The sequence below is a fragment of the Paracholeplasma morum genome (assembly GCF_016907055.1).
Classification (GTDB): Bacteria; Bacillota_I; Bacilli_A; order Acholeplasmatales; family UBA5453; genus Paracholeplasma; species Paracholeplasma morum.
In genome coordinates this window covers 1-13,886 of record NZ_JAFBBG010000012.1, presented here as the reverse complement: position 1 = coordinate 13,886, position 13,886 = coordinate 1, and the positions used below count along the sequence as shown (strand labels likewise).

11 protein-coding genes are annotated in these 13,886 nt (G+C 37.1%); all 11 read left to right on the top strand.

Annotated elements, in window-relative coordinates; all coding sequences use genetic code 11:
• Positions 1-5 precede the first annotated feature (5 nt).
• Positions 6-1,334 (top strand): ABC transporter substrate-binding protein, encoded by a 1,329-nt coding sequence (locus JN09_RS05920; protein ID WP_204433722.1) that lies wholly within the window; start codon positions 6-8, stop codon positions 1,332-1,334.
• Between the two features lies 1 nt (position 1,335).
• Entirely contained in the window at positions 1,336-2,217 is an 882-nt protein-coding gene (locus tag JN09_RS05915; RefSeq protein ID WP_204433721.1) for a carbohydrate ABC transporter permease, read from the top strand.
• 4 nt (positions 2,218-2,221) lie between these two features.
• Positions 2,222-3,106 (top strand): carbohydrate ABC transporter permease, encoded by an 885-nt coding sequence (locus tag JN09_RS05910; protein WP_204433719.1) that lies wholly within the window; start codon positions 2,222-2,224, stop codon positions 3,104-3,106.
• A gap of 9 nt (positions 3,107-3,115) precedes the next feature.
• A complete protein-coding gene (locus JN09_RS05905) occupies positions 3,116-3,973 on the top strand; it encodes a hypothetical protein (RefSeq protein WP_204433717.1) in 858 nt (285 codons plus the stop codon).
• A gap of 2 nt (positions 3,974-3,975) precedes the next feature.
• Complete coding sequence (locus JN09_RS05900) at positions 3,976-5,742, top strand: hypothetical protein (protein ID WP_204433715.1); 1,767 nt, start codon at positions 3,976-3,978, stop codon at positions 5,740-5,742.
• Between the two features lie 10 nt (positions 5,743-5,752).
• On the top strand, positions 5,753-6,217 hold the full coding sequence (locus tag JN09_RS05895; protein ID WP_204433713.1) for a hypothetical protein: 465 nt from the start codon (positions 5,753-5,755) through the stop codon (positions 6,215-6,217).
• A gap of 16 nt (positions 6,218-6,233) precedes the next feature.
• Entirely contained in the window at positions 6,234-10,616 is a 4,383-nt protein-coding gene (locus JN09_RS05890; RefSeq protein WP_204433710.1) for an InlB B-repeat-containing protein, read from the top strand.
• 156 nt (positions 10,617-10,772) lie between these two features.
• Positions 10,773-10,985, top strand: a complete 213-nt coding sequence (locus JN09_RS07640; protein ID WP_204433707.1) for a heavy-metal-associated domain-containing protein — start codon at positions 10,773-10,775, stop codon at positions 10,983-10,985.
• 107 nt (positions 10,986-11,092) lie between these two features.
• Positions 11,093-12,841 (top strand): heavy metal translocating P-type ATPase, encoded by a 1,749-nt coding sequence (locus JN09_RS05880; protein WP_204433706.1) that lies wholly within the window; start codon positions 11,093-11,095, stop codon positions 12,839-12,841.
• Positions 12,816-13,499 (top strand): Crp/Fnr family transcriptional regulator, encoded by a 684-nt coding sequence (locus tag JN09_RS05875; RefSeq protein WP_204433705.1) that lies wholly within the window; start codon positions 12,816-12,818, stop codon positions 13,497-13,499. The genes JN09_RS05880 and JN09_RS05875 overlap by 26 nt, the downstream gene beginning before the upstream one ends.
• Positions 13,500-13,724: 225 nt before the next feature.
• Positions 13,725-13,886, top strand: a 162-nt coding sequence (locus tag JN09_RS05870) for a transposase (protein WP_204433784.1), incomplete at its 3' end; no start/stop codon positions are given.

Here is a 13,886-nt window from a genome sequence, read left to right as displayed (position 1 = left end):
TTCACATGAAAAAAGTAGTATCTGTTTTATTAGTCTTAATCACAGTCGTAGTTTTATCAGCATGTGGAAAGAAAACAGCTGATAATGAAATCACATTTGGTTGGTGGGGAACCTCTGATCGAAACGTGGCTACCTATAGAGCCATTGAACTCTTTGAAGAAAAATACCCACAATATAAAGTCAAAGGTGAACAGTCCACATGGAATGGTTACCAACAAGCATTAAACAACAAACTTAACCGCGGTACTGAAGCTGATGTATTCCAAGTAAACTATAACTGGATTTATTCTATGTATGGTAAAGACTATTTCATGGATATTACGGAACTTGGAATCGACTTAAGTAAATACCCAACCGACGAACATAAACCACTTACTGTAGATGGAAAAGTTCTAGGACTATCTGTTTCTGAAACAGGCTATATCTTCTATTTGAATCAAAAAGTCTATGAAGATGCAGGGGTTTCCTTTGAAGGTGACAGAATCATCCCAGAAACATGGGAAGAACTCATGGTTGCTGGAGAAACGATTCAAGCACATAACAGTTCACATTATGCACTGGGTAGATTAGATGCTCAACAAGTAGCAATCTTAATGTTTTCATACTTAGCCCAAAAAACAGGCAAAAATGTGATTAATGAGAATAATCAACTTAACTTCACACAAGCAGAACTTGTAGATGGGTTTAATTTCATCTCGGATTTAAGAAGTACAGGCGTACTCATTCCATCGAATGCGATCGATACTCACATTGATGGTCCAACCAATCCAAACTGGACTCAACAAAAATATGGCGGTATCTTACAATGGAATACAGCAATCTCTGAATACCAAAACACCTTACCTAGTGATGCTAATCTTGTTATGGCTGGGATGTTTCAACAAGCCTCAGGGGAATCACTAGGCATGTATAAGAAAGTATCGATGGCTTATGCAGTTTCTAAGAGAGTAGAAGGCAGTAAAGAAAAACAAGAAGCTGTTAAGACATTTATCGAGTTTATGACTACTGACCCAGAAGCAGTAGCCATTTTGGGAGTTGACCGTGGGGTTTCTTCTAATACAGATACACAAACTGCGCTAAAAGCTGTGTCTGATGCAGACTACTCTAACTCATTAGAATGGAAAGGGCATGAGGTTGTTCAATCGATGTATAACCATCAACTAGAAGAATCCATTAACCTATACATTCACCCTTATTATGAACACAATACCTTTAGAGCCATTTATGAAGGTCCAATTGAATCCTTCTTGCTCAATAACATCAATGCAACAGAAGCAGCATCGAGAATCATTTCTAAGTTTAATGCAGAACTGAAACGCATTATGGAGGATTAGTATGGTAGGTGAAAAGAAATGGGTACCATACGTTTTATTAATTCCTTGGTTAGTTGGGTTTATCGTATTTAAGGTATATCCTTTTATAAGCGCATTTGTCATGAGCTTATATGAGAAAAGAGGGAGAATCTCTACCTTTGTAGGACTTAAGAACTTTAAACTCATTATGGATACATCCACTTACCTTGGGGAGGAATTTGTAAATTCACTTAAAGTTACGTTCATCTATGTGTTTGTCACAGTACCACTCATATTAATTGTGTCATTGTTAGTGGCATACCTCTTAAGTTTAAAGATGAAAGGCGTTGGGTTCTTTAGGACCGCATTTTACATGCCAACCGTCTTAGGTGCGAACGTCGCAGTAATCATCTTGTGGCGTTATATCTTTGAATACAACGGTCTAATCAATTCAGGTTTAAAACTACTTGGGATTTCACCAATATCGTTTTTAGGTACTGCGGGTGGAGCGATGATGTCGGTAGTATTACTGAGAGTTTGGCAGTTCGGTTCAACGATGTTAATCTTCTTAAATGCTTTAGTCAATGTACCTGAGACCTTATATGAGGCAGCAACCATTGATGGGGCAGGTAAGTTTAAACAGTTTATGAAAGTAACCATCCCGATGATTACCCCTATTATTTTATTCAATGGGGTCATGCGTTTGGTAGAAGCCTTTCAGGTGTTTAATGGCCCAATGCTTATTACGAATGGTGGACCTGAAGGGTCAACCAATGTGTTAAATAAACTCATATATGACATCGCCTTTAAAGGTGGAGACTTAAACGTTGGTAGTGCGATGTCATGGGTATTGTTTGTAATTATCATGGTATTTACTGTATTGATCTTTAGATCGAGTAAATACTGGGTTCACTATCAGGACTAAGCCTATGAGAAAACAAACTAAGAAAAGAATCATTGCGTTTTTCAAATACGCAATCATTGTTGGGGTTGCATTTATCATGTTATACCCACTTTTATGGATCATAGGGGCATCTTTTAATGAAGGTGCGAATACAAAGTTTAGTTTCTGGCCAAACGATTTCACCTTAATCGGATGGAAAGAATCGCTAACAGCCCCAGGTTGGGGTAGCGTTAAAGGGTATTCGTTACTAAAAGCCCTTTGGAATACGATGCAGTATGTTATTCCCCATGTAATATTTGGAACACTTTCAACCCTCATTACTGCATATGTCTTAACGCGTATGCACTTTAAAGGGAAGAAGTTGGTGTTTGCGTTAGTCATTGGTACACTTTTAATGCCAAATACGATTTTTAGAATCCCAATGTATGCCTTCTGGACTAGCCCTGGGATTGCTGCTATATGGGAGAATAACTCAGTACCATTTATGGGGTTCTTACCACTATGGGCAGGATCGATGTTTGCAGTAAATTCATTTTCAATATTCATGTTCATTCAGTTTTTTAGAACCATCCCACGCGACCTAGATGAAGCCGCGTACATGGATGGTGCCAATAAACTGCAAGTATTATGGTATGTATTAATGCCAGTACTAAAACCAATAGTCATTACAGTCGCTTTATTGTTATTCATTGCGGAGTTCAATGATTTCCAAGGGCCACTCATTTACATTACCAATGCTGAGTTTTTCCCATTAGCCAAAGTATTACCTTTATTAGGGTTAGATTCCACCAATACGTATGCACACGTGTATGCACGTTCGATTGTATCGGTAAGCATTTTAATTCTCGTATTTTTCGTGGCACAAAAATACTTTGTTGGTAACAACGCAGATTCAGCCATTAAAGGTTAGGAGGTTAGTATGAAGAAAAAGCTTCTTGCAGTATTAGTTTTGATGATACTCTTTTTGGCTGGATGCCAAAAGAAACCAGATGTGCCTGTTGTTCTAGATCACGCATGTAAGAATACACCACTTTCTGAAGGATGTTACATCCCAAGCGATGATTTAGAGTTTGTATCTCCGGTTAAAGAAGAATACTTAATCACGGAAGATTTTGAAACAGAACGATTAGGGCAATTACCTAGAAACTGGTTATTGTATAGAAATGAAGAGTATAAGACCGATGGGGTTAAAGCTTCTGTGGTTTCAAAGGATTCTAATCAGTATGTGGAGTTATTCTCAGACGGATTAAAAGCGCCAATGTATCCACAATCAGCGCCAAATCCAACATTCATCTTTTCAACTAAGTTCAATTTAGATACTTCAAAGAAAGGCGTTGCCTATATGGATATCTTAATCCCAAGTGATAAACCAACAGATTCAATCTCATTTGGTGTATCTACTGGTGCAGTTAATACCATTCAAGCGGTTATTAATGCAGATTTGAAAGTGAACATTAAAGTCGGTGGACCATTCTTTTATTACTCAGGTACCGCCGATGGTGGGGATACCCACAGTACAAGTTACACATTAGAAAAAGATACTTGGTATACGTTTAAGTTCGAATGGGACAAAGACTTAGATTTTCTTGCGGCATACTTAGAAGATGAAGGCACTTTCTTACCGCTTTATAGTGGGATATTCCATATTTCAAATAGAGTTAATGCTTTACCCACAGGAGAGATTTTAGTTCCTAACGTGTTTAAAGTAACGATGCCTAGAAACTATAAGAATAGTTATGCCTATATCGATAATGTCATCATTGAAAGGAGACCATAGATATGAAAAAACTACTAATCATATTATTACTTATTACATCCAGTCTATGGGTTTCTTCAAATGTGATTGGAAAGACGGATAGCATTATTTATACTGAACAAGATTACAACAGATTATCCTCAGTCATCCATTATGTTGAAAATGTCTTAAAGTATGGGCATGAGTATAACGAAGACACAAACTTACTACCAGACGCGATCAATACACTTACTGGTGAACCAGCTAAATGGGTATTTCCAAATAGAGCTTCAGTGCCTTATGCCAATTTAGCCAATCAACAAAACTTTTTTAGAACGTTAGTCGCATTATCGAAAGTGACTAACAGTGATAAATATAAAAATGAAGCGGTAGGTATTCTAGAGGAGTTCATGGACAATTATCAATCTGATAATGGCTTATTCCAATGGGGTGGTCATAGAGCAATTAACCTTGATACCCTTGAAGTCCAAAGCTTTGAAGGGCCAAATGGGCCTCATGAACTAAAAAACATGATGCCTTACTATGAGTTGATGTTAGAAGTGAATGAAGAAGCAACCCTGAAGTTTATGAGACAACTCTGGACTGCACATTTCTATTGGGATTCAACCGATATGAACCGTCACGGCAGTTATTCAACTGCTTATAACGTAAATGTGTTTGGTCAAACGATTCCTCTGGATGTCATTCAAATGGATGAAAACAATAATCCAATTATTCCTGCAGATTCACCAGGGCTATTGCCATTTGTTAACTCAGCAACAGACTTAGCTTATGCCGCATTTACACTTTCTAATCATACATCAGACCCAGTGCCTGCGGACTGGGCAAAATACTTAATGCGTCAATATAACCTAGCGTCTAATCCAGTGACAGGGATGACAGTTTATCAATACAAATCAACCCTAGTTACAAAATCTCAAATAGAGTGTGCTGATCCAGCTTATACCAATTCAGGGTGTGGGGATAGAGTTGCACGTCAATTCAGAGATTTTGGAGAGATTGCTAGAGAAGCCAATGTCGCATGGAAAAATACACAAGCAGTATATGTCGATAATATCTTAATGTTATTAGAGGCTGCCGATAAATATGGTGTAACAGAGTTCGTTGATTGGGCAAGAACATATATCGAAGGCTATTTGAAATATGCCTATATCAGAGTAGATGGTAGAAATAAAATCATTCCAATGTTTATCGATGGAACAGTTACTTATGGCTATATCGTTCCTGAAGTAGGGTATTTTGGACCATCCAAAATGAGACTTGATTATGTTGATATGCCAACCACTTACTTACTTCCAATTCTAAGAACCATTCTTCAAACAATAGATAAAGAGAATCAACAAGATTTATGGGGTTATTTTAGAGATATCGTCTACACATTTGGGTTAGGGGATATTGGAGAATTAGGTGGAGCTAAGCCTAATCTAAACCTGGATACCTCAATTGATGACCCATATGCCTTAATGGCAATGGTAGAACTTTACGATTACACGAAGAACGAAGCTTATTTAGAAGTTGCTAGAACCATTGGTAATAATATTGTTGAAGCGAAGTTCCACAGAGGATTCTTTGTAGAATCCGAAGTAATGCTTTACAGTAGACTTGACCAACCTGATACACTTGCACTATTAACACTTGATGCGGTGATTAGAGGCATATCTTTAGATGAGATGCCTTTCTACTTAGCAGATAGTGGATATATTCATGGATACCTTCTTTCAAACGACGGTGTCGTTGAAGACAGAAGCTACACACAAAACATGGTCTACACGAAGACCATATACGATTAGGGGTGTCTGTATGAGAAAACTATATGGATTACTAGTATTAAGCTTTTTAGCAATAACATTAGTTGGTTGTCAAAAATCCAATGCTAGTGCAACAGCAGATAATGAACTAGATAACACATACCTTTTATTGATTGAAGCAGAAGACTTATCAGGAATGTCTTCAAAAACTAAGACGACCATTACTGAGGATGGCAGTCTAGGTCTTCCAACTTCTTATAAAGGGGTATCAATTACATATGAATCTCGCAATAAAGAGATTATTAGCGATAGTGGGGTTGTCACAAGACCAAATACATGCTGGATTGAATCCCGTGATCAACAAGGCCAAGTAAATGAAGAGTTTATTGGGCTTAATGATAACTGGCCGGTTGTAATAGATGTCGTATTAAGCCTAAATGGTCAAACAAGAAGGGCTAAATTGTTATTTGTTGTGGCACCAAGAGAAGGCTTTACTTGTAGTAATTATAAAGGGTAATAAATAGGGAGGAAATATGAAAAGAGTCATTAATTTATTCGCATTGATCACCCTTGGATTGATACTTGTGGCGTGTGCTAAGACGACTTACACCGTTACATTTGAATCCAATGGAGGTACTGAAATCACTGAAGTCAAAGTAGAGAAAGACAAACTTTTAAATAAGCCAGTTGACCCTACTAGACCAGGATTCGTTTTTGGAGGTTGGTATAAGGATTCTGATTTAACTGACCGTTTTATATTCGAAACTGATAAAATCACCGAAAACACTACACTTTATGCTATGTGGGCTGTTTCGGATATTGCATTAGTGAATCAAGTTTACGATTGGTTATCTTTAGGAGATTTAACCGGATTAACGAATCAATCTCCAAGAATCATTTTCCCAGCCACTCGTGATTCTGTTTCCATTACATGGGCGATTGACAAGACAGATTACATTAAGGCAAATGGGTTAATTACTCAACCTGAACATGAAGTAGGGGACCAAGTAGTAACACTTACAGCAACCCTAACTAAGAATGATGCTAGTCGTACAAAGACATTTACAGCAACCGTTCTAGCCTTACCAAGTCTAAGTGAAACCACACCTTTAATTAGTGAAGACTTTAAAGGTTATACAGATGGTAATATCATTGGTCAATCAGGCTTATGGGCACCAGTATCAGCCAAATCAGGAAACTCACAATTCACTGTAGTTTCCACTCAATCACTTGAAATTCCTAAAGGCTCTAAAGCCTTAAAGATTGAAGCTTTTAGTGAACTTCAAATTGAAGCGCCGATTACACATTCCTATGATTTTGTCGTATTTGAAGTCGATTTAATGCAGTCTAGCTCTTCAAATGCTTCAGCAATCAATATTCAATCCTCTTCATCAAGCCCAGTCGTAGCGTTCGGGTTAGATGGTGCTAATCTATTCTATAGAACCGATAACGGCACATTAATGAAGACTGAAATTGAAGTTAACAAATGGTATACGTTAAGAGTTGAAGTAGACCTAGTTAATAAGACCATTGAAGCGTTCTATTATGAAGATGGACAACTTGTCTCCTTATCTATGGGTAAGGTTACTTACACAGGGTCTACCCCACTTCAAAGTCTATTCATTAGAAGTGGATCTTCAAACACAGAATTCTTAAAACAACCAGCTTACATATCTAACTTGGTAGCTAACCGTATTGAAGCATTACCAAGACCAGTAGAAGTTAAGAAACTTGGTCATGTCACTGACCTTCGCGAGACGGTTTCGATTGAAGAAGGTAGTACATTCTCATTAGATACACCAAAAATCCATAACTACTATGGTATGAGAGACCTACTTGTATTAGATACTGACTATACACTTACAGTTACTAATCCAGTTGATACTGCTGTTGCTGGTGACTATGATGTAGTTTATACGTTTACCAATAAACATAATGCATTAGACGTTAAGAGTGTTACCCAAACGGTAACTGTGTACTCTAAGGCACAACCAAACGTGATTAATAGTGTGGTTTCTAGTGAAGCAAACTATTTAGTTCAAGAGTCTGATATCACGATTACACTCGTTCAACCTTTAGGTAAACTCTATTACTTGCTAAGTAACAGTGAAACAGCAGATGCGCTTCAAATTAAAGCAGGAGAATCCGTGGATGTGATTACTCAAACTGTCACATTAACAGATTTATCTGTAGAGGGCTTTGAATACATTCATGTGATTGTAGAACTTAATGGTGATTCAAACATCATTAACCATAAAATTCTTAAAGAAGCCGTTATAGAGATTAATACAACTGAAGCATTCGCATCTGTATTCTCAGTAACCGCAACAGAAATTAAAGAGACCTATGCTTTAACAGCGGATATCGATTTAACAGGTATCACTTGGGCAGATGGTAATACATCGTTTAAGGGGAAGTTCTATGGGAATGGGCATAAGATTTCTAATCTAACCATGACTAAGACTGGGGATAAATACGGTGGATTATTCGCTAGAATTAATGGCGGTATGGTTAGAGATTTAGTACTGGATAACATCCATGTGACCTCAAATGACCGCGGTGGTATATTAGTGGGTCGTGTAGAAAATACAAGTTCAGTCATTGAAAACATCGTAATTACTAATTCATCCATCACAGCTGCTAACTCGAATGGTGTTGGTGGCGTCATTGGATTAGTATCCAAAGAAACAAGACTTTCAAACGTTTCTATAATGGATTCTATAGTTACAGCATCTGGCGTTAAGAATGTTGGTGCTGTGGTCGGTAGAGTCGATGGCGGTGAGCTAATCGCAACAGACATATTCGTCCTAGGCGTAACCGTTAAATCAACTGTTCTTGATGCCCTTGATATCGCGGCTGGTGGATTAGTAGGCTATGTAAGAGATAGTAACGCCTCTATCGTTACAGCTAACCGTATCGTAATCGTTGATACGACAATTGAAGCACAAATCGGTGGCGCACTCATTGGATACATAAAATCAACTGATACACTAAAGCCGACAGTAACCGTTACTAACGCTTATTTGGATGTCTCATTTAATCATGAAACCAAGGTATCAACAGGCTTAATTGGTAGAGTTAGTAATGAGACAGATAAGATTTCAACAACTTCCATATTTGGCGTGATTGAAAATCAAGTTACACATGCACAAGCTCAAGCATTTACGAATACAACCACACCTACTAATTTAGAATGGTGGACAACCAACTTATCAGAGTTTACAAGTTCTAATTTATGGACGATTGATCAAAACTTCGTATTCGTTCTTAATAATTATTTAGAAAACTCATTACCTCTTATCGATGTTACAGTCATCTATAACATCGAAGAGCCAAATGAAGTCGTTTCAATTAGACAAGGAAAATCATTTGATTTTGTAGCACCATCCATTGGTGGTTATGTATTCAAAGGTTTCTTCTTAGATGAAAACTTAACAGTAGCATTACCTCTGGATTATGTGGTAGAAGCGGCGGATACGATTTATGCTAAATATGAAACAGCCCCTGCTTCAGTGGTTAGTTTTATAACCAACATTCAAGAAGTATTGGTGGATAATCAAGCCGTTAACTACGGAGGATTAGCAACTAAACCAGTCGTGCCTAATCAAATGATTGGTGAGTTCGTGATGGAGGCTCAATCATGGACATTAGACGGTGAACCATTTGATTTTTCTACTCCTATCTTAGAGAATGTTGAACTGGTTGCTGTATGGACTAAGGTAAAATACACAGTCAAATTCACTGGTGGTGAAGATGTCGTAGTCGAATATGGTGATAAGGTTGATAGACCATTGGAAGATCCTACACATTACTTCGCGGAAGTACTATTTGCTGAATGGCGTAAAGATGGAGTTGCCTATGATTTTGAATCTGCAGTCACTTCAAATATCACCTTAGTGCCTCATTTCTCAGCTCCAACAGGCGATATTAAGATCTCTACACCAGAAATGTTTCATCATATGGCTACTGTGGAATCAACCTATAGCTATGTATTAGAAAATAATCTAGACTTTACAGGGTTTGAATGGACCTATGTCAATACGTCATTTAAAGGCTCATTGGATGGAAAAGGCTATGAGATATCAAATCTAACACTCATAGGAACCACTTATTCTGCAGTATTCCCAAGAGCGAATGGCGCAGTCATTTCAAATCTTGTACTAGACAATGTTTCTGTTACAGGAACAGGTAGAGCAGGTATTTTAGTTGGTAGAATTGAAAACAATGAAACAACAATTCAAAATATCGTGATTAAAAACTCAAGTGTCACTGGAAATGAATCCAATGGTGTTGGTGGGTTAGTAGGTCAAATATCTAAGAGTAGTAGTCTATTCAATATTGTTATCTCAGAAACCAATGTTCATAATGCCCTTAATAACGTAGGCGGACTAGTGGGTAGATTAGATAGTGGCGCGGTTGTAATCGCGGATGATATCTTTATCAGTGGCGTATCTGTTAAATCAGATGGCACTGGTACAAGTGATGTTGCCGCATCTGCATTAGTCGGGTATGTCGCAAACGCCGCAGATACAGTATTCAGCGGTGTTCGTGTGGTTGTTGTTGATACAGTCGTTGATGGTAATGTAACGGCTGCATTTGTTGGTTATAACCGTTACCCTGGTACAGCGGAATTAATGGATGCATACTTTGAAGTTACATTCGTTAATAATGAGCGTTCCGGTTTAATTGGTTACAACAGAGATCAAACTGTTGTATTAGACCAATCAAGTATTTTTGGTAGTTTCACCAATAATACACACCATAGCAACGCGCTAGCTTTGACCAACGAAGCCGTTCCTACAGATGCAACTTGGTGGGAAACAAACTTAAATAACATATTTACTTCTGATTTATATATAATCTCAAGTAATGGCGAAATAACTCGTGACGTTTTAGTAGACAATTTAGTTTACTAGACCGATACATTAATCCCCTTATCATACGATCCCCTTTTTATGAAGTATGATTAAGGGGATTTTTTCTAATGAGTAATAACTAACAATAAACTTGATTTATGTCAAGGATCAAATCACCAACCTAGACTATACTTTAGGCATAAAGGAGTGATTATTGTGGAAAAAACAGTATTACAATTAGAAACGCTAACTTGCCCATCGTGCGTTAGAAGAATTGAAGGGACACTATCTAAGACTGCTGGTGTGAGTAACGCTACAGTCAAGTTTAATGCATCCAAAGTTGAAGTCGAACACGAATCAGGCATTGATAAGGGTCACATTACAGACATTGTCACTAAGCTTGGGTACAAAGTGTTATCAACAAAATAATGAAACAGGTTCTTAAACACAGTTACACATATATAATAAGTCTGCTGTTTCTAGTATCATTTGTGTTGAATGAAGTGGCCAAAAGCCACTTCATATCAATAGTAGTCATGTCGTTATTAACGTTACTAGCTGGGGTGCACATTTTTAAGAAAGCCTTAATTGATATTAAATACCGAATTGTTGGTATCGACTTGTTGGTATCTATAGCTGTAATAGCAGCATTTATTATCGGAGACTACTTTGAAGCAGCAGCAGTCACTTATCTATTTACCATTGGACACATCCTTGAGAAAAATTCACTAGAAAAAACAAGAAGTGCTTTGAAAACGCTCATGGATTTGAAACCAACTACAGGTAGAAGGCTCAACGAAAATGTAGAAGAAATAATACCATTTAACCAAATTAAACCAGGAGACGTCTTACTTGTTAAGCCGGGTGAGAAGATTCCAGTTGATGGTATTATTTTAGAAGGAGAAGTTTACATCGATGAACAAATGATGACCGGTGAATCTATGCCTGTATTTAAACAGGTTAATGAAATCGTTTATGGATCAACCTTACTACAATCAGGCTATATTAAAATGAAGACGACACATGTAGGTGAAGAGACAACGCTATCTAGAATCATTCATATGGTAGAAGAAGCGCAAGATAAAAAAGCCAAGACTGAGAAGTTTATGGATACTTTCTCTAAGTACTATACGCCTGTAATCGTCTTATTCGCGATTATTATGTCCGTTGTTACAAAGGATATTAGATTAGCAGTAACAATTCTTGTAATAGCTTGTCCTGGTGCATTGGTAATCGCAACCCCAGTTTCATTCGTCGCGGGTATTGGCAATGCAGCTAAAAAAGGGATTCTTTTCAAAGGAGGAGACTCCATAGAGCGTTTATCTAAAACCAGTATGGTGTTCTTTGATAAGACAGGAACGCTCACTGAAGGAAGACCAGTAGTGACTCGATTTAAGAGTTATGGATTGGATGAAGATGAAGTCTTGAGAATCGCTGCTATTGGGGAATCCTACAGCGAACACCCATTATCTAAAGCGATCATCGACTATGCAGTAAAGCATGGTTTAGATATAAATGATAAACCAACAGACCCAAACATGATTATTGGAAAAGGCATCACGTTTAGGTATAATAACAGTAAGTATTCAATAGGGAATGACACTTGGATAAAAGCAAATGACATTGTCCAAAAGGATATCCATACATTTATGGATTTAGGGTTATCTACCATATTACTAGCAGATGAATATAGTGTTCTTGGTATTTTTGGAATTGAAGATCAAATAAGACATCATTCTAAATCCATGATATTAGAACTGAGGACACTCGGTATTAAGAAAACAATGATGTTAACAGGGGATAACGAACGCGTAGCAAAAGCCGTTTCGGAATCGATTAATATAGATGACTACAGGGCTTCTATATTTCCAGAAGAGAAAGCTGAAATCATAAAGCAACATGCAGGAGAGCATACTTTGTTTGTTGGTGATGGAATCAATGATGCGATTGCATTAACTTACGCGGATGCTTCAGTTGCTATCGGTGGATTTGGTAAAGATCTAGCAATGGAAACGGCAGATGTTGTTTTAATGTCTGAAGACATTTCTAAGTTGCCTGAGGCAATTAGAATTAGTCGAAAAGTAAAATCAAATATGGTTCAGAATATTACCTTTGCACTTCTAGTTGTGCTGGTATTAATGACAGGTGTCCTATTTAAGAAAGTATCAATGTCAATAGGCATGCTTGTACATGAATTATCTGTATTACTCGTATTACTGAACGCAATGAGGCTTTTAAAGTATAATTTAGGGGGTCAGCATGGAAAAGGACACAAACGCTACTAGCTGCATTAAAACAGTTCCGATTTTTAAGAACTTAACAGATAAAGAGTTAGATCAAGTCATCATGATATCCACACATCAACGCCTAGATAAAGGAAATTTTTTATTCAACGCTGGTGATGACTTAAGCAGTCTTTATGTAGTTCACAGAGGAAAAATCAAAATCACGCGTTATAGTGAAGATGGTAAGGAACAAATTATTCGCATACTATCTCATGGTGATTTTCTTGGAGAACTCTCTTTGTTCTCAAACAGGCAAGTTTCTACCTACGCAGAAGCGATTGAACCCAGTATCATTTGCATGGTTGAGCATGACGGGTTAAAAGATTTAATGGCCAAAAGTCCAACTCTATCATTTAAAATGATGAATGAACTATCCAAACGTCTAGAAAGTGCAGAGGCTCTAATTGAACAGAGTAATCTCTATAGTGCGATTGCGAAAGTATCTAAACTACTACTAGATTTAGAAAAAGATTCTTACGTTAGATTTCAAACTACAAAAGTTAACCTTTCATCAAGTATCGGTATTACGCCTGAGACATTTAGTAGAAAACTATCAGAACTTAAAGAATATGGGTTTATTGACATCATCAATAATAAAACCATTTATGTCAGAGATAAAACCCGCTTACAAAACATTATCAATCCAGATCAGCTTTGATGAAAGAATGTACCCAAATTCTCTATTGGGTACATTTTTTGTCGTTTTTATGATATGATAAAACTAGGTTAAATCCTTTAACAATCTAATCAATAAGTCCCCTTCCTCTATAGGTAGCGGGATGAATTGATTTTTTTGTTTTTTTATGTGGAATATTATATATAAAATATGGTATAATATAAATATAATAAACATTCGGTATAATTACGGAAAGAAGGCTATATAATGTTAAAATTAGACACAAATTTACATTCAGTCTTTATGTTGTGGTATCACTTGATTTTAGTCACTAAATATAGACGTGAAGTCTTTACAGATGACATCTCTAATCGTGCTAAAGAGATTTTTGAAAATATAGCTACTAATTATCATATTACCTTAATTGAG

What these genes read in the sequence shown, in the direction of transcription:
- JN09_RS05920 (WP_204433722.1), top strand. Translation starts at nt 6, where the DNA reads ATGAAAAAAGTAGTATCTGTTTTATTAGTCTTAATCACAGTCGTAGTT.
- JN09_RS05915 (WP_204433721.1), top strand. Translation starts at nt 1,336, where the DNA reads ATGGTAGGTGAAAAGAAATGGGTACCATACGTTTTATTAATTCCTTGG.
- JN09_RS05910 (WP_204433719.1), top strand. Translation starts at nt 2,222, where the DNA reads ATGAGAAAACAAACTAAGAAAAGAATCATTGCGTTTTTCAAATACGCA.
- JN09_RS05905 (WP_204433717.1), top strand. Translation starts at nt 3,116, where the DNA reads ATGAAGAAAAAGCTTCTTGCAGTATTAGTTTTGATGATACTCTTTTTG.
- JN09_RS05900 (WP_204433715.1), top strand. Translation starts at nt 3,976, where the DNA reads ATGAAAAAACTACTAATCATATTATTACTTATTACATCCAGTCTATGG.
- JN09_RS05895 (WP_204433713.1), top strand. Translation starts at nt 5,753, where the DNA reads ATGAGAAAACTATATGGATTACTAGTATTAAGCTTTTTAGCAATAACA.
- JN09_RS05890 (WP_204433710.1), top strand. Translation starts at nt 6,234, where the DNA reads ATGAAAAGAGTCATTAATTTATTCGCATTGATCACCCTTGGATTGATA.
- JN09_RS05880 (WP_204433706.1), top strand. Translation starts at nt 11,093, where the DNA reads ATGTCGTTATTAACGTTACTAGCTGGGGTGCACATTTTTAAGAAAGCC.
- JN09_RS05875 (WP_204433705.1), top strand. Translation starts at nt 12,816, where the DNA reads ATGGAAAAGGACACAAACGCTACTAGCTGCATTAAAACAGTTCCGATT.